The sequence below is a fragment of the Geobacter sp. SVR genome (assembly GCF_016865365.1).
GTDB lineage: Bacteria > Desulfobacterota > Desulfuromonadia > Geobacterales > Pseudopelobacteraceae > Pelotalea.
Genome location: NZ_AP024469.1, coordinates 1,415,752 through 1,435,972, shown reverse-complemented (window position 1 = coordinate 1,435,972; position 20,221 = coordinate 1,415,752). Strand labels below are relative to the sequence as shown.

General features: G+C 59.9%; 16 protein-coding genes. All 16 read left to right on the top strand.

Annotation, left to right across the window (positions count from 1 at the left end; all coding sequences use genetic code 11):
• Positions 1 to 521: 521 nt before the first annotated feature.
• The 16 genes from GSVR_RS06525 (at position 522) to GSVR_RS06450 (ending at position 20,217) form a co-directional block, all read left to right on the top strand.
• Positions 522 to 1,523: a Gfo/Idh/MocA family protein gene (locus GSVR_RS06525; RefSeq protein ID WP_173196906.1), complete on the top strand. Its 1,002-nt coding sequence runs from the start codon at positions 522 to 524 to the stop codon at positions 1,521 to 1,523.
• 11 nt (positions 1,524 to 1,534) lie between these two features.
• A complete protein-coding gene (locus GSVR_RS06520; RefSeq protein ID WP_203978825.1) occupies positions 1,535 to 2,710 on the top strand; it encodes a glycosyltransferase family 4 protein in 1,176 nt (391 codons plus the stop codon).
• Positions 2,710 to 3,963, top strand: a complete 1,254-nt coding sequence (locus GSVR_RS06515) for a glycosyltransferase (protein WP_173196904.1) — start codon at positions 2,710 to 2,712, stop codon at positions 3,961 to 3,963. Before GSVR_RS06520 ends, GSVR_RS06515 begins: the two co-directional genes overlap by 1 nt.
• A 3-nt stretch (positions 3,964 to 3,966) precedes the next feature.
• Positions 3,967 to 5,037 carry a glycosyltransferase gene (locus GSVR_RS06510; RefSeq protein ID WP_173196902.1) on the top strand — a complete coding sequence of 357 codons (1,071 nt, stop codon included), beginning with the start codon at positions 3,967 to 3,969 and terminating at the stop codon, positions 5,035 to 5,037.
• Between the two features lie 336 nt (positions 5,038 to 5,373).
• On the top strand, positions 5,374 to 6,099 hold the full coding sequence (locus GSVR_RS06505; RefSeq protein ID WP_173196900.1) for a PilZ domain-containing protein: 726 nt from the start codon (positions 5,374 to 5,376) through the stop codon (positions 6,097 to 6,099).
• A 167-nt stretch (positions 6,100 to 6,266) separates the two neighbouring features.
• Positions 6,267 to 8,585, top strand: coding sequence for a ribonuclease R (gene rnr, locus GSVR_RS06500; RefSeq protein ID WP_173196898.1), 2,319 nt, complete (start codon positions 6,267 to 6,269; stop codon positions 8,583 to 8,585).
• 52 nt (positions 8,586 to 8,637) lie between these two features.
• Positions 8,638 to 9,480: a twin-arginine translocase subunit TatC gene (gene tatC / locus GSVR_RS06495; RefSeq protein ID WP_173196896.1), complete on the top strand. Its 843-nt coding sequence runs from the start codon at positions 8,638 to 8,640 to the stop codon at positions 9,478 to 9,480.
• A gap of 62 nt (positions 9,481 to 9,542) precedes the next feature.
• The gene (locus tag GSVR_RS06490) at positions 9,543 to 10,577 is read left to right on the top strand and encodes an ATP-dependent 6-phosphofructokinase (protein ID WP_239077476.1); all 1,035 of its coding nucleotides are present in this window, start codon (positions 9,543 to 9,545) and stop codon (positions 10,575 to 10,577) included.
• 169 nt (positions 10,578 to 10,746) lie between these two features.
• Positions 10,747 to 11,151, top strand: coding sequence for an Rrf2 family transcriptional regulator (locus GSVR_RS06485; RefSeq protein WP_173196894.1), 405 nt, complete (start codon positions 10,747 to 10,749; stop codon positions 11,149 to 11,151).
• 191 nt (positions 11,152 to 11,342) lie between these two features.
• A complete protein-coding gene (locus tag GSVR_RS06480; RefSeq protein WP_173196892.1) occupies positions 11,343 to 12,689 on the top strand; it encodes a cytochrome ubiquinol oxidase subunit I in 1,347 nt (448 codons plus the stop codon).
• A gap of 3 nt (positions 12,690 to 12,692) precedes the next feature.
• Entirely contained in the window at positions 12,693 to 13,739 is a 1,047-nt protein-coding gene (gene cydB / locus GSVR_RS06475; RefSeq protein WP_173196890.1) for a cytochrome d ubiquinol oxidase subunit II, read from the top strand.
• Between the two features lie 245 nt (positions 13,740 to 13,984).
• Positions 13,985 to 14,632, top strand: a complete 648-nt coding sequence (locus GSVR_RS06470) for a transglycosylase SLT domain-containing protein (RefSeq protein ID WP_173196888.1) — start codon at positions 13,985 to 13,987, stop codon at positions 14,630 to 14,632.
• A gap of 334 nt (positions 14,633 to 14,966) precedes the next feature.
• Entirely contained in the window at positions 14,967 to 17,126 is a 2,160-nt protein-coding gene (locus GSVR_RS06465; RefSeq protein WP_239077475.1) for a methyl-accepting chemotaxis protein, read from the top strand.
• Positions 17,127 to 17,162: 36 nt separating this feature from the next.
• On the top strand, positions 17,163 to 17,963 hold the full coding sequence (gene trpA, locus GSVR_RS06460; protein ID WP_173196886.1) for a tryptophan synthase subunit alpha: 801 nt from the start codon (positions 17,163 to 17,165) through the stop codon (positions 17,961 to 17,963).
• A gap of 120 nt (positions 17,964 to 18,083) precedes the next feature.
• Positions 18,084 to 18,938, top strand: a complete 855-nt coding sequence (gene accD / locus GSVR_RS06455) for an acetyl-CoA carboxylase, carboxyltransferase subunit beta (RefSeq protein ID WP_173196884.1) — start codon at positions 18,084 to 18,086, stop codon at positions 18,936 to 18,938.
• 1 nt (position 18,939) lies between these two features.
• Positions 18,940 to 20,217 carry a folylpolyglutamate synthase/dihydrofolate synthase family protein gene (locus GSVR_RS06450; RefSeq protein ID WP_173196882.1) on the top strand — a complete coding sequence of 426 codons (1,278 nt, stop codon included), beginning with the start codon at positions 18,940 to 18,942 and terminating at the stop codon, positions 20,215 to 20,217.
• Positions 20,218 to 20,221 lie beyond the last annotated feature (4 nt).

The window sequence follows — 20,221 nt, the reverse complement described above, 5'->3', positions numbered from 1 at the left end:
CTTGCCGTATCCTCGGGACCCGATACAGGAGTTCCTGCCGCAAACGGAGCACCACTACGGAATCTCCTGACCTGCGGAGGCAGTAATCGACCATAAGATCAAGGGGATTGGAGCCCCACTACGGCGCTTCGCATTCCCCTTTCTTTTTAGGGCACCCAATTGACAGCCCCGGACCCGCTGCTAGAATTGTTATTTAAATTAAAGCATTTTATACAAACAAAGCAATTTTGATACGGGAAAGAACGTGATGCGGCCAGCACAACTCTAATCACCGGCGGAGCCGGTTTCATTCGGATCACACCTGTCTGACGAGTTTTTTCGCCACGAATGCCGCCTACTGGACACTCATCGAATGTACGGACGGTTTCCTGAAGGGCACAGTCAGTGCCTCGCAGTAGATTCTGTCCGATCGTCTGAATCAGCAACGCCGTCCTATCCGAGGCCTGAAAATGCCGTGACCTGCATGTTTCGGCTCTGCAGTGAAGATCGACCGTCAATACTGTCGATTCGAAAGGAGCACCATGACCCGCAAAAAAAAACTCCCCAGGCTGGGTTTTCTGGGCACCGGCTGGATCGGGCGCCATCGCCTGAACGCCATCCTGCAGTCCGGCGAGGCGGAAATTACCGCCATCGCCGACATATCGCCCGAAAATGCTCGGGAAGCGGCGAAGACGGTGCCGTCTGCCACGACAGTCGAAACTCTGGACGACCTGCTCGGCATGGAGCTTGATGGCCTCGTCATCGCAACGCCCAGCGCCGGTCACTGTTCCGAGGCCATTCGCGCGCTCGACCACGGACTGGCGGTGTTCTGCCAGAAGCCCCTCGGAAGAAATGCCCGTGAAACCGAGCTGGTGGTGGCTGCTGCCCGACGGTCCGACCGCCTGCTGGCTGTCGATTACTCCTACCGTTTTACGGATGGCATCCGCAAGATGCACAACCTGGTCCGGAAGGGGGAACTGGGCGATATCTACGCGGCCGATCTGGTTTTCCACAATGCCTATGGCCCTGACAAGCCCTGGCTTTATGACATGAAACTCTCCGGCGGGGGGTGTCTGATGGACCTCGGCAGTCACCTGGTTGATCTTGCCCTGTGGTTCTTCGATTTCCCTGCTGTCAGAAACGTCTCCAGCACGATATTCGCGCAGGGACGGCAATTGAACGGTTTTTCAGGGATGGTCGAAGACTATGCCGTGGTGTCGCTGGCCCTGGAAAACGGCGCCGTGGTTCGCCTGGCCTGCTCCTGGAACCTGCCGGCAGGACAGGATGCAGTGATCGAATCGACCTTCTTCGGCACAAAGGGGGGCGCCTGCTTCAGGAATGTCAACGGCTCCTTTTACGATTTCACTGCGGAACGCTTCAAAGGGACTGCCCGCGAAACCATTGCGGTCCCCCCCGATGATTGGGGGGGCCGGGCTGCGGTTTCCTGGTGCCGTCAACTGAGAACCGGAGGGGGAAGATTCGATCCGGAGGCAGAGAACCTGATCGGCGTCGCCGTTACCCTTGACGCCGCATATGGGCGTTAGGTCACCGGCCGATGCATTTCCTGGACCACTGCACAGTACAGCCCGCCATCCCCGCTCCAACCGGGAAACCCGCTCCATCCCTGCAGCGGGTGCTGATGACGGCCGATGCGATCGGCGGCATCTGGACCTATGCTCTGGAACTGGCCCGGGGGCTTTCGGAGCATGGCATCGAGGTTGTCCTGGCAACCATGGGGCAACCGCTCACTGTTAATCAGCGGATCGATGCGCAAGCCATTCCTGCCCTGGCACTCCATGAAAGCACCTTTCGACTGGAATGGATGCAGGACCCCTGGGAGGATGTCGAACGGAGCGGCACCTGGCTGCTGTCGCTGGCAGACCGGTTTGGCCCGGATCTTGTGCATCTCAACGGCTTTACCCATGCCGCCCTGCCGTGGAGCCGCCCCTGCCTGGTGGCCGCCCACTCATGCGCCCTTTCCTGGTGGCAGGCTGTACGGAAAGAGGCACTGCCGTCCAGCTTCAAAACGTACCGGGAACGGGTTTCCGAGGGATTGACCGCAGCCGGGCTGGTAACGGCACCCTCCACGGCCATGCTGCGGAGCATTGGTGCCCTCTACCGCCCTCCTGCCATGGGCCGGGTGATTCACAACGGCCGCAGCCGCGGCTTTTTCGAGGCCGGCAAAAAGGCGGATTTCATACTCACGGTCGGCCGTCTCTGGGACGAGGCCAAAAACATCGGCGCAGTGGCGAAGTCGGCCGGTTCCCTGCCCTGGCCGATATACATCGCCGGTGAGCAGCAGCATCCGGAGGGTTCGCCGGTCCGATTCAACCACGTCAGGCATCTCGGCTACCTCCCCCCGCCGAGGCTGGCCTCCTGGTTCGCAACCGCCTCCATTTACGCCCATCCGGCCCGTTACGAGCCCTTTGGCCTGACGGTGCTGGAGGCCGCCATGTCGAGATGCGCCCTGGTGCTGGGGGACATTCCCAGCCTGCGGGAGCTGTGGCAGGACGCGGCCATACTGGTCCCTCCGGATGACCAGGAGGCGCTTGCCGCTACCCTGACGGCGTTGTGCAGGGACCGGCAGCTGAGGGAGCGGTGGGCCGAGAAGGCTTTCTTCCGCAGCCGCAGCTTCTCCGTAGAAAAGATGGCTGCAGGATACCTGGATGCCTATGCCTCGTTGACCGGCTCTGCCGCTGTTCCCGAGCGACCCGCCCGAAAGGAAGCCTGATGCGGATTGTCATGTTCTACCACTCGATCGTCTCGGACTGGAATCACGGAAATGCCCATTTTCTACGCGGGGTGGTGACCGAGCTGTTGTCCAGGGGGCATGACGTCGATGTCTACGAGCCTGAGGATGGCTGGAGCTACAGAAACCTGATGATCGAAAAGGGGGATATCGTCCTCGGTAAATTCCGCGGGGTTTACCCCCGACTGCAGGGCAACCGGTACGACCTCTCCCGGCTCGATCTCGATCGCGTGCTGTCCGGGGCGGATCTCGTCATCGTCCACGAATGGAACGAGCACGAACTGGTAAGCCGCCTCAGCCGACACCGTCTGAAAAACGGACACTACCGCCTGCTGTTTCACGACACCCATCACCGCTCCGTCACGGACCCCGCTGCCATGCAGGTCTATGACCTGTCCGGGTTCGACGGCGTGCTGGCTTACGGCGCCACGATCCGCGACATCTACCTTTCCCGCGGGTGGGCACGCAGAGCCTGGGTCTGGCATGAAGCGGCGGATGTCCGTGTTTTCCATCCGCTGAACGCGGTCAAAAAAGAAGGTGATCTGGTGTGGATCGGCAACTGGGGAGACGAGGAACGGACCGAGGAAATCCGGGAGTTCCTGATCGAACCGGTAAAACGGCTGGGACTCAGGGCCGCCGTCTATGGGGTGCGCTATCCCCCCCAGGCCCTGACACTGCTGAAACAGGCCGGCATTCATTATGGCGGCTGGCTGCCCAACTTCGAAGTACCGGCAGTGTTTGCCAGATACCGCCTGACCGTCCATATACCGCGCCGCCCCTATGCCACCGCCCTGCCCGGAATCCCCACCATCAGGCCCTTCGAAGCCCTGGCCTGCGGTATTCCGCTGATATCCGCACCATGGAACGACAGCGAGCGACTGTTCTCCGGCGGTGTGGATTTCCTCTACGCCCGCAACTCACAGGAAATGGAGCGCCTGACTCTGGCCCTGCTCGATCAGCCCTCCCGGGCTGCGGAACTGGCCCGCCATGGCAGGGAGACCATCATGAATCGCCACACCTGCGGCCACCGCATCGACCAGTTACTGGACATCTGCCGCGAACTCGGTATCGATTCCGCTTCAGGCTCTGCACGGGCTGCCGGTTCCGCTCTGCCGCGCATGCCGCATGAAGCGCCCGGGACAACCGCAATCCATGCCCGTCCGGCAGCGGCCATCAGCGGGCAGACCGGATGCAGTGAAGCGCCGGCGGGTCCGGGACACCTCCGAAAGGAATGACTCATGGGGGCACTTTCCATCAGCTTTTTCGGATCAAGCCTTGTCTCTTCATACTGGAACGGCGCCGCCACCTATTATCGCGGACTGGTGCGCGCCTTGCACCGCCAGGGGCACCGGGTAACGTTTTACGAACCAGACGCCTATGAACGGCAGTCGCACCGCGACATGGACGATCCGGAGTGGGCCCGGGTGGTGGTCTACCCCGCCACGGAAGAGGCGCTGTTCCGCTGCCTCGAGCAGGCCCATGGGTCGGACCTGATCATCAAGGCCAGCGGGGTCGGTGTATTTGACGAACTGCTCGAACAGGAGGTCGTGCTGCTGAAAGGGGGAACGACCCGGGTGGTTTTCTGGGATGTGGATGCGCCGGCCACCCTGGAGCGGATCACGGCGAACAGGGAAGATCCCTTCCGACGCCTGATCCCGCGCTACGACATGATCCTGACCTACGGCGGCGGTGCGCCCGTGGTCAGCGCCTACCGGTCTTTCGGCGCCAGGGACTGCGTTCCGATTTACAACGGGCTCGATCCTGACACCCACTTTCCGGTCCCCCCCGATCCGCGCTTCAGCGCCGATCTCTCGTTTCTGGGCAACCGTCTTCCGGACCGCGAGCGCCGCGTGGAGGACTTCTTCCTGTCGGTGGCCGGACACCTGCCCGGCCGGAAATTTCTGCTGGCAGGCAGCGGCTGGGCGGACAAGTGGCGCGGGGAAAACATCTCCTATCTGGGGCACCTCGGCACGCGGGACCACAACGCCTTCAACTGCAGTCCCCGGGCGATCCTCAACATCAGCCGCAGCAGCATGGCGCACAACGGCTTTTCGCCGGCCACGCGCGTCTTCGAAGCGGCTGGTGCCGGGGCCTGTATCATCACCGACCGCTGGGAGGGCATCGAGCACTTCTTCGAGCCCGACAGCGAAATCATGGTAGCCGGTTCAGGGGGCGAGGTGGCGGAAATACTGGAGCGGTTGACGCCTGAACGGGCGGCCCTGGTGGGCAAAAGGGCTCTGGCGCGGGTCAGGGCCGAACATACCTACGCCCACCGTGCCCGGCAATTCGAAACCATATTCTGCGCCTGAGCGGTCAGCGTCACCGAACCCATCCCCGAGGGCGGGAGCATGAAGCTGGTGGTTCTGGGATTATCGATAACCTCTTCCTGGGGCAATGGCCACGCCACCACCTATCGCGGGCTGCTGCGCAAGATGGCAAAGCGGGGACATAGGCCGGCGGCTTTTTGCCTGCACGCTACGGTCGGACCTTGGAGCCCGAATGCCGATTGCACCCTTCGATCGAAATATTAATGAGAAGGCGAAACGTATGCTCATTTTTCTTTGACGGGAACAACGTTTGTGCTACAACGAGCCATCCGATCCCCCGGTGGCTGAACTGCTTATCTCCTGTAAACAAGGAAACGCATGGATATTTCCAGTCTCTACCATACAGCGATCGAAAAGTCCTATGACGAAGACCACGCCAAAATCGTCGAAACCCTGCAGGATCTCATCAAGCAGGGCAAGACGAACGTAAAGCTGGTCAATTTCTACCAGGGCCTGCCGCTAGCCTTTCCAGCCACCCTGGTATCCATAAGCCATGCGACCCTCGACATGGACCTCCATCAACAGCAGGCAGTCGCCATCTCCCATGACCGTTTCACCTTCATTCGCTGCAGCGCCTTCAAACACGACGTGGGAGCCCACGTCAGGTACATCAACCTGCGCAAACAGGCGGTGTCCGTCGACAGATTCTTTTTCGCCGAAATCATGGCTGAAAGGCGCAACACCGTCCGTCTTTCCCTGGACCCCCACCCGGAGACAATCGTCACATTCCAGAACGAGGAGTTCAAAGGAAAGCTGCTGAACATCTCCATGGGGGGAGTGGCGATCCGGATGGACCGCCTGCCGCCTCTCGAAGCCGGCTGCGAAGCCACGCTCCAGTTCATGCTGCCGAATCTTGTCAGGAATACCGTCGATGCGATACGGCTTTCGGCCTGCCATGTGGGCATCCACGAAAGCGAGCATGGCCCGGTATTGAGAATGTCGTTCATTCCGGATAAGAAAGACGAACAGATCATCTCACAATACCTGTTTCAACGTCAGGTCGAGATTATCCGGGGACTGAAGGACGCTTCAATCCTGTCATGAAAGGCAGATCCCTGCCATTCCCCCATCCATCCGTTTGATCACCCCGCCCGTCCTCTCGGCAGATGTTTCACCCTGCCCGGCCCCCTTGAAAATAATTCGCAAAATTCAAACCAAAGACTTATCATTACCGCTGCACCGACCAAACACCACTGTGACGGGATACCACGATGCAACTGGCCAAGAAGAATATCATCAGGCTTCTCAAGACACACGGAACACCGCTCCATTTTGCCGGACTGCTGCGCGAATTCGGCGGCCGCCATGTCAGACACGAACTAAAGCGCATGCTGGAGGACATGGCCGGCGACGGAGAACTGGTCCGGCTGCCCGGCAACAGCTATGCCCTGGCCTCCCACGCCCCGGCGCCGACCGTCCGCGGAAAACTGTCAAGCCATCGTGACGGCTATGGCTTCGTAGCCCCTGAAGGGGGAGGTGAAGACATCTTCATTCCCCAACGGTATGTGAAGGGGGCCATGCATGGCGACACCGTGGAAGTACGGGTGGAACAGAGCCGCATGGGAGGAGACCGGCGGGAGGGGCGCATCCTGGCAGTGACGGAGCGCGCCAGCACCCGCATCGTGGGGCGGTACGAAGAGACCCGCCGGGGTGGGGTCGTCATACCCGAGGAGCAGCGTCTCAACCTGGTGGTCGCAATTCCGCCCAAGGGGCGCGGCAGAGCAGAGGATGGGCATCAGGTGGTGGCGGAATTGACCGCCTACCCCATTGGGGGGCGGCCGGCAGAGGGACGCATCGTCGAGGTGCTCGGCTGGCCGGACGATCCCGAGGTGGAGGTGCAGTCTGCCATCCGCCGCTTCGATCTGCCCCATGTCTTTGGCACGGATGCCTTGGCCGAGGCGGAGGCTGTCTCGGACACCGTATCCAAAGCGGAATTGAAGGGGCGCGTGGACCTGCGCGGCATGCCGACGGTGACCATCGACGGCGAAACCGCCCGCGACTTCGACGACGCGGTCTCGCTCCGCCGGGAAGGGGACAACTACCGCCTGTGGGTCTCCATCGCCGACGTCTCCCATTACGTCAAACCGGGCAGCGCCCTGGACCGCGATGCCTACCAGCGCGGCACATCGGTGTACTTTCCCGACCGATGCATCCCCATGCTGCCGGAACGGCTCTCCAACGGCATCTGTTCCCTGAACCCACGAGTGGACCGCCTGACGGTGACGGCAGAGATGCTTTTCGACAGGAGCGGGCAGATGTTGGAGTCCAGCTTCTATCCCAGCATCATCAAAAGCAGCGAACGCCTGACCTACATGACCGTCAAACGGATCATCGTCGACCTGGACAAGGAGGTGGCAGACAAACACCGGCCGGTGACGCCGATGCTGCTGGAGATGAAGGAACTGGCCCTGTGCCTGCAGGCCATGCGCCGCACGCGCGGCAGCATCGACTTCGATCTGCCTGAGCCGGAGATCGTCATCGGCCTGACCGGCCTGACGGAGAGCATCATCCGGGCCGAGCGGAACCTTGCCCATCAGTTGATCGAAGAGTTCATGCTGGCCGCCAACGAGGCGGTGGCCGCGTTTATCACCAGCCGCGGCCTTCCCTTTCTCTTCCGCGTGCACGAAAACCCGGACACTGCCAAGCTGATCGATTTCCAGGAGTTCATCTTCGGCTTTGGCTACGAGTTTCAACTGAAGGGGGAGCGGGTCGATCCGGCGGAGCTGCAGCGGCTGCTGAAGCAGGCCGAAGGCCGCCCGGAAGAGCGCATGCTCAACTTCGCCCTTCTGCGCTGCATGAAGCAGGCCCGTTACGCTGCCGAAAACCTGCAGCATTTCGGTCTCGCCTCCCGTTGCTACTGTCATTTCACCTCCCCGATCCGCCGGTATCCCGACCTTGTCGTGCACCGGATCCTGAAAGCAGCGCTGGCCACCTCCCCGGACAAGCGCAGCAACCGGGCCGAACGGGAACTCTCGATCGCCACGGAAAACCTGCCTGCCATTGCAGAGCACACCAGCCGGCGCGAGCGGGTTGCCATGGAGGCCGAACGTGATATCATCGATCTGCGCAAGGTCCAGTTCATGCAGCAGCACCTGGGCGAAGAATTCGCAGGCTACATCACCGGTGTGACCGGGTTCGGCTTCTTCGTGGAGTTGGAGGAGCTCTTCGTGGAAGGGCTGGTGCATGTTTCCAGCCTGGGAGACGATCTGTACACCTATCAGGAAAAACAGCACGCCCTGGTCGGCCGCAGCCGCAAGCAGGTATATCGCATCGGCGATGCGGCCCGGGTCAAGGTGGATGCCGTCAGCCCGGCTACCCGCCGGATCGAATTCGTACTGGCCGCCCATGAAACGCGCCACCAGCTGGCCGGAGCCGAAGTGCAGAGCACTGTTGATGAGTATCCACGGATTCCGATCAGGGGCAAGCGCCCCGGCGGATCCGGGAAAAAATCTCCGGACCGTGGAACGGGCACCCCCTCCAGGAAAAGCAGTACGCGACCGGCACGGAGTGGCGGCAGGAAACGGAGCTGATCCGGCACGGAAAGCGGTTGCACAACCAATCGACGCTGTGATAGGAATAGGCATGACCGAAGAAAAAGTGCTCCCCTTCATCGAACACCTGGTAGAGCTGCGCAAGCGGCTGGTAGTCATCGTCATCGCCGTCGTAATCGGCATGGGCGTCGCGTGGAACTTCTCCGGCGACATCCTCAATTTCGTCGAGAAACCGCTCACCGGCAAAACCTACCTGACCGACATCAAGAAGAAAATCTACACCCAGGTCAAGGTCTGGTCCCCTTCCCTCTATTCCAGGTACAAGCTCGAACAGGACATCAACGCCCCGGAGAAGAGACGTCCCCTCAACTACAGCGCCCCGTTGGAGCCGTTCTTCATCCAGTGCAAGATATCCATGCTGGCTGGCTTCATTCTGGTTCTGCCGGTCGTCTTTCATCAGTTGTGGCTGTTCATCGCGCCGGGGCTGACCCGCAAGGAACGGCGCATGGTGGTGCCGTTCGTCACGGCCGCCACGGTCACCTTCTGTGTCGGAGCCATGTTCTTCCTGATCGTCATATGGCCGGTGATCATTAATTTTTCCCTCTCCTACGAAGCCGAAGGGCTGCAGAGCTGGTTCAACATCAGTGCCTACATCAACTTCTGCCTGCGGCTGATCCTGGTCTTCGGCCTGATCTTCGAGCTGCCGGTACTGACACTGCTCCTCTCGAGATTCGGCATCGTCAGCTACGCCCTGCTGGCCCCCAAACGCAAGTATGCCCTGCTGGCCAGCTCGATCATCGCCGCCTTCCATGCCGATCTGATTACCATGTTCGTGATCATGGTGCCACTGTACCTGATGTACGAAATCAGCATCTGGACCGCGCTCATTTTCGGCAAGAAAAAACCGGCGGCGCAGGAAGCCCCTGCATCATAAAACCAGGAGGTCGTCCCATCAAAACGATCGGAATCCTTACCGGCGGCGGCGACTGCCCCGGGTTGAACGCCGTCATCCGGGGCGTGGTCAAGAGCGCCATCATTCGCCATGGCTGGCAGGTGATCGGCATCGAGGACGGCTTCGACGGCCTGCTGGAACTCAACCGGTGCAGGCCGCTGACACTGGAGAGCGTGCGCGGCATCCTGCCCCGCGGCGGCACGATCCTCGGCACCACCAATCGCGGAAATCCGCTGTTCTACCACCTGATCCGGGAGGGAAAAACGGTGGATTATTCCGATCGGGTGCTGGAAAACTTCCGCACGCTCGGCCTGGATGCACTGGTCGCCGTAGGGGGCGAGGGTTCCCTCAAGATCGCTCTGGAGCTGTCGAAACGGGGGGTGCCGGTGGTAGGTGTACCTAAAACCATCGACAACGACCTGTTGGGGACCGACTTCACCTTTGGCTACAATACCGCCCTGGAAACCGCCACTGATGCGCTGGACAAGCTGCACACCACCGCCGAAAGCCATCATCGCGTGATGATCCTGGAGGTGATGGGGCGCTATGCCGGCTGGATAGCCTTGGAGTCCGGCATCGCCGGCGGTGCCGATGTGATCCTGATTCCCGAGATTCCCTTCGACATTCAGCGGGTATGCGCGGCCATCAGGCAGCGCTCGGAACGGGGCAGCCGTTTCAGTATCATCGTGGCCGCCGAAGGCGCCTACCCTGCCGGCGGCAGCCGGGTGGTGGCCCACGAAGCCGATGAACGCCACGCCATCGAGCGCCTGGGAGGCATTGGACAGTACGTTGCCAAACAGTTCGAAGGATGTCTGGACATGGACGTGCGGGTGACGGTGCTCGGCCATCTTCAGCGGGGAGGTTCGCCCACGACCTTTGACCGCGCCCTGGGAAGCCGCTTTGGCACAAAGGCGGTGGCAATGGTCGCTGCGGGCGAATTCGGCCGCATGGCCTGCCTGCGCGGCAGGACCATCGGCACGATTCCCATCGAAGAGGCGACCAGGGACTTGAATCTGGTGGATCCCGACGGCGAGATCGCCAGGACGGCCGAAGACCTGGGCATCATGCTCGGCCGCTGATTCTCTCAATTTCGCACCGTTCAAAGCGTCTGTAAGACGCTGCGACAGTATTTTTCCCGGCTGTGCATGTAGACAATTGAATACAATCCGTTACCTTTTCGTAATTTTTGTTGACAGATGAATAGAAAACCCCTAAAAAGACATAAATAGTCCTCTTAGGGGTTTTTACATGATGGAACTTACCCGCAAGGGTGAATATGCAATTCGTGGCATTGTGTACCTGGCCTCCCGCCCTTCCGACCAGGTCTGCCTTCTGAGTGAAATAGCCGTTGCAGTAGATGTCCCCCAGACGTTTCTCGCCAAAATATTCCAACAGTTCAGCAAGATCGGACTGGTCAGATCCTATCGCGGAACAGGCGGCGGTTTTATGCTTGGCCGGCCTCCCGAAAAAATATCGCTGCTCGAAGTGGTCGAAGCGGTCGAAGGACCGATTATCCCGAACCGTTGCGTAACCGGCAAAGCCGATTGCAATCGTAATTTCACCTGTCAGGTGCACCCGGTCTGGATGAAGGTGCAGGATCAGGTGCGCGATATCCTCGCCGGAGTGACGCTGCAGGATCTGGCTGCCAAGTAGTCGATCCGGGCAGTCAACGGAGCAGCGTAAAAATTTTTGCCACCAAAGAAGACAATAAAGATCCTATTTGACTAAAATCTGAATCCGCGGTACCGGCGAAGGAATGACCGGCAGAACCGGCCGTCCTTTCAGGCAGAGCCGTGCCATTGCCACGAATTCAAGATCCACACCAATCGAAGCAAGGAGGGAGTATGGATGCATTGATGCTCAGCCGGCTGCAGTTCGCGGTCACCAGCATGTTTCACTTCATTTTCGTACCGCTGACCCTGGGGATTTCCGTCATGATCGCCTGGATGGAGACGCGCTACGTCATCAGCGGCGACGAGTTGTGGCTGCGCATGGCCAAGTTCTGGGGCAAGCTGTTCCTGATAAACTTCGCCCTGGGAATCGTGACCGGCATCACGATGGAATTCCAGTTCGGCATGAACTGGGCCGAGTACTCGCGATACGTGGGGGACATCTTCGGCGCACCGCTGGCCATCGAGTCCACGGTAGCCTTCTTCCTTGAATCGGTCTTCATCGGCCTGTGGATCTTCGGCTGGAAAAAGGTTTCGCCCAAGGTGCATGCGCTCTCGATCTGGCTCGTGGCAATCGCCACCAACCTCTCCGGCCTCTGGATCCTTCTGGCCAATGGCTGGATGCAGCATCCGGTCGGATTCGTCCTGCGAAACAATCGGGCCGAGATGGTCGATTTCATGGCCCTGATCACCAATCCGACCGGCCTGATAAAATTCGGACACCAGATCGTCTCCGGCTATACGGTGGCCGCTTTTTTCGTGATGGGGGTCTCGGCCTGGCATCTGCTCCGGAACAATGAACTCGACTTTTTCAAGCGTTCCTTCCGGCAGGCAGCGCTGTTCGGCCTTGTTTCCGCCGTTCTGGTAGCCCTGATGGGCGATGCCCATGCGGTCAACACGGCGGTTACCCAGCCTGCCAAATTCGCGGCCATGGAATCGATCTGGGAGACCCAGAAAGGGGTCGGCATGAACCTGTTCCTGCTCCCGGATGAAAAACGGGAATGTAACGCCGTTGAACGCCTGTGCGTTCCCAACATGGTCAGCATGCTGGCCTTCCACAATCCGGATGCCGTCATCACCGGGCTCAAGGACATCCCCAAAGAGCTGCGCCCGCCGGTGCTTCCGGTATTCCTGAGCTTCCGGACCATGGTCGGCCTGGGCACCTACTTCATCCTGGCCAGCCTGCTGGCCGTGTTCCTCTCGCGTCGGCAACATCTCGAAAAACAGCGCCTGTTCCTGACGATCCTTGTCTTTTCGATCCCCCTGCCCTACCTCGCCAACCAGTTGGGCTGGATAGTGGCCGAACTGGGGCGCCAACCGTGGATCGTCTACGGGGTCCTGAAGACCGCCGATGCGGTTTCGAAGCATGTCACCACCGCACAGGTAGCGGTATCGCTGGCCGGGTTCACCCTGCTCTATGGCTCCCTGGGCGTCATGGATATCTACCTGTTGAACAAGTACGCCCGCAAGGGCCCGGAGCATGACCTGTCCGGTATCATACCTGCCAAAGGGAGGAACTGACCAATGGAACTGCAGATCACGTGGTTCGTGCTGTGGGGTGTCTTGTGGGGGGTCTACTTCATGCTGGACGGTTTCGTTCTGGGAACCGGGTTCATGTCGGCGTTTCTGGCCAAGAGCGACACGGAAAAGCGGGTATTGATCAATACGGTGGGGCCGGTCTGGGACGGCAATGAAGTCTGGCTGGTCACGGCCGGCGGCGCCACCTTTGCCGCCTTCCCCACCACCTATGCGCTGATGTTCAGCAATCTCTACACGGCGCTCCTGCTGCTGCTCTTCGCCCTGATCGTGCGGGGGGTTGCCTTCGAGTTCCGCGGCAAGATCGACAGCCCGGCCTGGAAAAAGGGCTGGGATACCGCGGTGGTCGTCTCGAGCTTCCTGCCGGCACTCCTGTTCGGCGTGGCCTTCGGCAACATCTTCAAGGGTCTGCCGATGCGCAACGACTTTGCCGCTGGAAACTTCGAATACTTCGGCAACCTCCTGAGCCTGCTCAACCCGTACGGCCTGCTGACCGGCCTGCTGTTCGTGCTCCTGTTTGCCGTGCACGGCTCGCTGTATGCGGCCATCAAGACCACCGGGCCGCTGTCTGAACGTGCCGGCGCCATGGCCTCCCGGCTGTGGCTGCCACTGCTGGTGGTGGCGGTGGTATTCCTGGGATACACCTATCCCGCCACCACGCTCTACGCTAACTATCTCAAGGCCCCGGTGCTGCTGCTCATCCCGCTCGTAGCGGTTGCCGCACTGCTGCAGATAAAGGTCAGTGCGGCCAGAGGCAAGCTGCACCGGGCATTTGCCTGCTCCTGCCTGACCATCGTATTCGTCTGTTTCACCGGTATTGCCGGCCTTTTTCCGAACCTGATACCTTCCAGTCTCGATCCCGCCTCCAGCCTGACCATCTACAACTCGTCATCCAGTGCCTATACCCTGAAAATCATGACCGTGGTTGCCCTGATCTTTGTGCCCATCGTCATCGCCTACAAAGTGTGGGTGTACCGGATCTTCCGGGAGAGGATCACGGACGAGGAGGTGCTCGGCAACAGCGAAGCTTACTAAACAAGCCCTCATATAATATTTAAATAGCTGATTTTGCAGGTATTATTTTCGGCAAACTTGACAAAAACCGAAAGCTGATATATATACTTACCAACTTTAGCCCCCCATCCAAAGTCTCGGACCCCCGGGACTTTGGCATTTTTGGGGAGGCATCCTGAGAAAGGAGAATCCGGCCGGAATCGAGTAGTTTCATTCCCTGGCGCGTGCGCCGGTCCGGCAAAGCCGACAACGGATCCCATACACCTATGAAAAGAACCCTATTTACAATTTTATGTCTGCTGCTTCTGGCGGGCTGCGAAGACGCACCTGCCAAGAAAGCCGAACTGGCGACAGCATCCACGCCTTCGAACGATTCTCAGCTTGACCGGGAGATCAAAGGGATCCTCGAGAAAGGGACCTCGATCAGCGAGCGGAAACGTCAAGTGCCGGTTATAGAAGCGACATTCGAACGCATCACCACCCCTGATCGGGCCCGTCAATTAGCTGCACTCTGTTTTATCAAAACCCTCGGCACCCCTTTCCTTCCTTTCGATCTTGCAGAAATCGCCCTGGCGGAATCCGGCGGACACAATCTTTCGGCCCGAGCAGTCTCCCCCAAAGGGGCCCTGGGCGTATGGCAGCTTATGCCCCATCGGGCCAGGAGTCACGGCTATAGCCCCCTTGACATGAAGAGCGACGAAAAATGTGCCGAAGCCGCCGTGAGGGAACTGTTCAGCAAGCTGGAGATGGCCCAGGGCAATCTTGAGCGCGCCAAGAGATTTTACTGCGGCCAAGGGCGGGAAGCGGATTTTTACATGCGCAAGATACGCAAGGTGCGCCGGGAAATGCAGGCTGAGCTGGCGCGCCAGAATGCGCGCCTGGCTATGAGCGAAGCGGAAACATTGATCCGCTGACCCCCGCCTCCCGCGGGATGCTGCCCGCGGCCCGCAGCAGAAAGACAGGCAGCCTCGGACCCTGCGTCTTTTCCGGGACGGACAGGAGTGCCCCCAGCAGTGTGGGGGCCGCCTGCCTCTGACCGCCCGAGCGGTCCGGCCGCTGACATGCCAGCCCTCCCCTGCACCGAGACCGACTCCCCACGCACTCCCACCTGCCCCGTTCGGGGTGTTTTTGCTTGATATCAAAGCTGACGCTCTGCTATAGTTTGCCGTATTTTCTACAGATTTTTAATCCGATTCCGCCGATGTACCCCGGACCGAAGGTTCCCGAATCGGCATAAGGAGCAGCTCTGTGAAGAGTCCCTCGACTCCGAGCATCAGTAACGGCCTGACCCTGCGGACCAAGATGGCGCTGCTTTCCGCAACGGCCTTCGCCGGCATCCTGTTCGTGACCCTGATCAGTCTGTTTCTGATGCATGAAGTCAGGGTCGGGGGTCCCGCCTACCGATCGATTCAAAAAAACAAGGACGCGCTCGAAAGCATCGCCCTGCTCAAGTCCGACCTGTTCCAGATCAACAGCGAGGTGCAGAACCTGATGATCGAGGCGGACGCCTCGGCAGCCCGCAAGAACATCGCCACCATTGAAAACCTGATCAACGACATCGAGCTCAATTTCGGCATTGTGCTCGAATCAATCGAATCCGCCAAAAAAAAAGACGCAATCAACAAGGCCGAGGTCATCTGGAAGGAGTATCAGAAAACCCTGCAGGCCGAGGTGTTGCCTGCCGCCGCCCGGGGTGACGTGAAACGGGCCGGGGATCTCATGGCTGCCATCCAGGCCCGACGTTTCAGCACCTTCAGCAAGGCGATCGCCCAGATGGTCGACATCACGCGCCAGGATGTCAGTGCCGCCGAAGAGCGGGTTGCCGCCAGTATCAGGATCAAGATGATCATGTCCGGTGTCGTGACGCTGGCGGTCTTCTGTCTGGTGGCACTGTTCTCGTACCTGATCACCATCTCGATCACCCGCCCCCTGGGCGCCTGTGTCGCATTCGCGCGATCCGTGGCCGGGGGTAAACTGGATGAGCGCCTGAAGGTGCGTGGCGGCGGAGAAGCGGCGGATCTGGCCGGCGCAATGAACATCATGGTGGAGAACCTGCACAGCATGGTTTCTCGGATCAGCTCCGCCGCCGATGTGCTTTCGGCCATAGACAACAACATCGAAAAGGCTTCCCGGCACGTGGTCGTTTCCGCCAGTCTGCAGGAGACGGCCGTAAGAGAAACTTCCGAGGCCGTAGACGGCATCAAGGCGACCGCCATGGATGTGGCGGACGGCATCGAAAAGCTGGCATCTTCTGCCACCGAAACATCGTCATCCAGCCTTGAAATGGCAGCCAGCATCGAAGAGGTGGCCCTGAGCGCCGACAAGCTCAGCGAGGCGGTCGATGAAGTCACCTCGTCGATCATGGAGATGGCGACCTCCATCAAGCAGATCGGCTCCAGTATCATCAATCTGCAGGATGCCTCCAATACCACCTCCTCGTCCATTTCGGAAATGGATGCCACCATCAGACAGGTCGAGAAAAATGCCCTCGACACCTCCGCCATTTCAGAGGGGGTACGCAAGGACGCCGAAACCGGGAAGCGCGCGGTTGAAGAAGCCATGGCCGGCATGCAGGCCATCAGGGAATCATCCCGAATCACGGCCGAGGTGATCGAAAACCTGTCCCTGCGCGCCAACGATATCGGCACCATCCTCTCGGTGATCGACGAGGTGGCGGAACAGACCAACCTGCTGGCCCTGAATGCCGCCATTATCGCGGCCCAGGCGGGTGAACACGGCAAAGGCTTTGCGGTGGTGGCGGACGAGATCAGGGAACTGGCCGAGCGCACCAGCAGCTCCACCCGGGAAATTGCCACTGTTATCCGCGGGGTGCAGGAAGAAACCAACCGGGCCGTCAACGCCATCAATATGGCTGAAGAAAGCATTTCCGAGGGGGAAAAGCTTTCCGAGCGCTCCGGCGCCGCCCTGGAAAAAATCGTCAGCGGCGTGCAGAAAGCCAGCATCCAGGTCGCGGAGATCGCACGCGCCACCGTTGAACAGGCTTACGGCAGCCAAAGTATCAAGGAGGCCATGGAAAGTGTCGCCGAAATGGTCGAACATATCGCCAGTTCAGCCAACGAGCATGCCCTGACCAGCGAGCAGATCGCCAAGGCGGTGGAGCGGATGAAGGATCTCACGGTCCACGTCAGGATTTCGACCCGCGAACAGAGCCGCACCAGCAGCCTGATAGCCCATGCCATCGAAAATTCCAACCTGATGGTGGAACAGGTACGCAACGGCTGCCATATTCAGGCCATGAACAGCGACACCATCACAGCCGCCGTCCAGAACATCCGGAAATCTACAGCCTCCAATACCGAGATGGTCAGGGTGCTTGAGGGATCGGTCACCGGTCTTTCGAAACAGATCTCGCTCCTCGAGAAAGAGATGTCCCGCTTCAAGATCTGACATCCGGCATTTCATCAACCACGGAAAACCACCACCATGGACAGAATCAAGAGTCGTTTCGACGCCCTCGGAAAAGATCGGGGCAAAGCACTGGTCACCTTTATCACCGCGGGGGACCCGGACCTCCCCACTACCCGGGAAATGATCCACCTGCTGGAAGAGGCGGGAGCCGACATCATCGAGCTGGGCATGCCCTTTTCCGATCCGATGGCCGACGGCCCCACCATACAACTCTCCTCGGAACGCGCCCTGGCCGCCGGCACAACCCTGGACGGTATTCTCGCCACGGTGCGGGAGGTACGGATCACCTCGCAGATTCCGATCATCCTGATGGGCTATCTCAATCCGATCCATGCTTACGGTTACGAGCGCTTTTGCCGCGATGCCGCCGATGCAGGCGTAGACGGGGTTCTGCTGGTCGATATGCCGCCGGAGGAAGCAGGGCAGTTTCTTCGGCATGCTGAAAGCAGCGGCCTCAAGGTCATCTTTCTGCTTACCCCCACCTCGGACCGGGCCAGGCTCGAAACGGTAGCCAGGCTGGGACGCGGCTTCGTGTATTATGTGACGGTCACCGGCGTCACCGGCGCACGGCAGCAGGTTTCCACCAGCCTGTCCGCTGAACTCATCGCGGTCAGGGAAAAAATCGGGATACCGGTCGTGGCCGGCTTCGGCATTGCCACGCCGCAACAGGCCGCCGAGGTATCGCTGCTAGCCGATGGCGTGGTGGTGGGAAGTGCCATTGTGCGGCTCTTCCAGAACTATGCTGGCGAAGAGCTCAAAGGTGAGCTGCAACGTTTCGTCAGCTCCCTGAAACAGGCCATCACCCCGGCAGGTTGAGGCGCATTCCGACCGATTCACACAAGGGATCGAACTTGACACGGCAGTGTATATCTGCTACCAAGCTCCTTCATTTTCAGTAAACATTTTTTGTCAAATTAAACAATCGAGAGGTTTACCATGAGCTGGTTTACCAGGGAAAAGGCAGGCATAGAGAGTACCGGCGGCAAGAAGAGCAAAGTCCCGGAGGGAATGTGGATCAAGTGTGCCGGCTGTTCGGCAACGGTACTCGGCAAGGATATCGAACAGAACCAGAACGTCTGTCCCAAGTGCGGGCACCATTACCGCATAGCGGCCCGCCGCCGCCTGGAACTCCTGCTGGATGGAGCTGCCTGGCAGGAATTTGATGCTGGCATGACCTCCACCGATTTTCTGGAGTTCAAAGATGCCAAAAGCTACCAGGAGCGGATTAATGCCGCTCTGGCCAAAGGGGGCGCCAGAGACGCCATCATCTGCGTGGAGGGTACCATCGATGGCATCGGTGTTCAGGTGTCAATCTTCGATTTTTCCTTCATGGGTGGCAGCATGGGAAGCGTCGTGGGGGAGAAGATCACCCGTTCCATCGAGCGCGCCCTGCAGAAACGCCAGTCCGTCATTATCATCTCCGCTTCAGGCGGAGCGCGCATGCAGGAGAGCATCCTCTCGCTGATGCAGATGGCCAAGACCTCTGCTGCCCTGGCTAAACTGAAAAAGGCCGGGCTGCCCTTCATATCGATCCTGACCGACCCCACCACCGGCGGCGTCACCGCCAGTTTCGCCATGCTGGGCGACCTCAATGTTGCCGAACCGAAGGCGCTGATCGGATTTGCCGGTCCGCGCGTCATTGAACAGACCATTCGCCAGAAACTGCCCGAAGGATTTCAGCGGGCCGAATATCTGCTCGACCACGGCATGGTGGATGTAATCATCCCCCGGACCGAGATGCGTCCAAAACTTGCGTCGATTCTGAAGATGCTCACCTCCCCCGCTGCCTGACATGCCCCTGGCAGGCATGCTGGAGAAGCTTTATGCCCGCCGGCGTTTCGGTATCCGCCCCGGCGTCGAGCGAGTACGTCTGCTGCTCGACCGCCTGGGCAACCCCGAGCGCTCCTTTCGCAGCATCCATGTTGTCGGTACAAACGGTAAAGGTTCGACCTCTGCTTTTCTCTCGTCCATTTTAAGCTCCGGCGGGATTCGAACCGCGCAGTTCAGCTCGCCCCACCTGGTCGATTTCAGCGAAAGGTTTCGCGTGAATGGCGGCCAGATCGAATCGGAAACGCTTGCGGCCCGGCTTGGCCGGGTTTTGTCAAACGCCCCGGAAGATGCCACCTTCTTCGAGATCGTCACTGCCCTGGCTGCCCTTTCCTTTGCGGAGGAGAAGGTGGAAGCGGCCGTCATGGAGGCGGGCATGGGGGGACGCAGCGACGCTACCGCAGCACTGCCCGGCATCATGACCCTTGTCACCCCGATCGCGCTCGATCACTGTGAGTATCTGGGCACCACCCTGGAACAGATCGCCTTCGAAAAATCGGGCATCATCGAACCGGAAAGCACGGCCGTCATCGCCTGCCAAGCGCCGGCAGTACGAGCGGTATTTGAATGCTACGGCAGAGAGAATTCCGTCAGGACCCTCTTCGCAGGAGACGCCTTCAGGGCGGAATGGAACCGGGAAGGAACGCTCGACTACCAGGGTGTCCAATGCTCCCTGAAAGGCCTGAAGCCGGGCATACCGGGGCGCTACCAAGCGGATAACGCCGCCCTGGCGCTGGCCGCCGCCGAAGCGCTGGCCGGTCTGGGGTTCCCGGCAGCGGAGCGGGCGATGCAGTCGGGTCTTGCCACTGCATACTGGCCGGGACGTATGGAAATGGTTCCAGGGCGCCCCCCCCTGCTCCTGGACGGGGCGCATAATCCGGCCGGGGCCGCGGCACTGGCCGCAGCTCTTTCCGATTACAATTACCGGCGCCTGCTGCTGGTGATCGGAGTCATGGCGGACAAGGAGGTCGGGCAGATAATCGCCCCGCTCGCCCCGCTCGTCACGACCTGCTATTGCGTCACTCCGGCTGTTGAACGGGCCCTGGACGATCTCAGCCTGTCCCGCATCCTGGGCGCTGCGGGAATCCCGACTCTACCCTGCGGCAGCGTTGCGAACGGCATCACAACGGCGCAAAGCGAGGCCGGTCCCGATGATCTGATTCTGGTATGCGGTTCGCTGTTCACGGTGGGCGAGGCCAAGGCCTGGCTGACAGGCAGAAATTTCAAAGGAATACGCGGATAGGAAC

Excerpts from the sequence above, each read along its gene's own strand:
- GSVR_RS06520 (WP_203978825.1), top strand. The coding sequence starts at position 1,535 with ATGCATTTCCTGGACCACTGCACAGTACAGCCCGCCATCCCCGCTCCA.
- trpA (WP_173196886.1), top strand. The coding sequence starts at position 17,163 with ATGGACAGAATCAAGAGTCGTTTCGACGCCCTCGGAAAAGATCGGGGC.
- GSVR_RS06450 (WP_173196882.1), top strand. The coding sequence starts at position 18,940 with ATGCCCCTGGCAGGCATGCTGGAGAAGCTTTATGCCCGCCGGCGTTTC.
- tatC (WP_173196896.1), top strand. The coding sequence starts at position 8,638 with ATGACCGAAGAAAAAGTGCTCCCCTTCATCGAACACCTGGTAGAGCTG.
- cydB (WP_173196890.1), top strand. The coding sequence starts at position 12,693 with ATGGAACTGCAGATCACGTGGTTCGTGCTGTGGGGTGTCTTGTGGGGG.
- GSVR_RS06485 (WP_173196894.1), top strand. The coding sequence starts at position 10,747 with ATGATGGAACTTACCCGCAAGGGTGAATATGCAATTCGTGGCATTGTG.
- GSVR_RS06480 (WP_173196892.1), top strand. The coding sequence starts at position 11,343 with ATGGATGCATTGATGCTCAGCCGGCTGCAGTTCGCGGTCACCAGCATG.
- rnr (WP_173196898.1), top strand. The coding sequence starts at position 6,267 with ATGCAACTGGCCAAGAAGAATATCATCAGGCTTCTCAAGACACACGGA.
- GSVR_RS06525 (WP_173196906.1), top strand. The coding sequence starts at position 522 with ATGACCCGCAAAAAAAAACTCCCCAGGCTGGGTTTTCTGGGCACCGGC.
- accD (WP_173196884.1), top strand. The coding sequence starts at position 18,084 with ATGAGCTGGTTTACCAGGGAAAAGGCAGGCATAGAGAGTACCGGCGGC.
- GSVR_RS06505 (WP_173196900.1), top strand. The coding sequence starts at position 5,374 with ATGGATATTTCCAGTCTCTACCATACAGCGATCGAAAAGTCCTATGAC.
- GSVR_RS06515 (WP_173196904.1), top strand. The coding sequence starts at position 2,710 with ATGCGGATTGTCATGTTCTACCACTCGATCGTCTCGGACTGGAATCAC.
- GSVR_RS06510 (WP_173196902.1), top strand. The coding sequence starts at position 3,967 with ATGGGGGCACTTTCCATCAGCTTTTTCGGATCAAGCCTTGTCTCTTCA.
- GSVR_RS06470 (WP_173196888.1), top strand. The coding sequence starts at position 13,985 with ATGAAAAGAACCCTATTTACAATTTTATGTCTGCTGCTTCTGGCGGGC.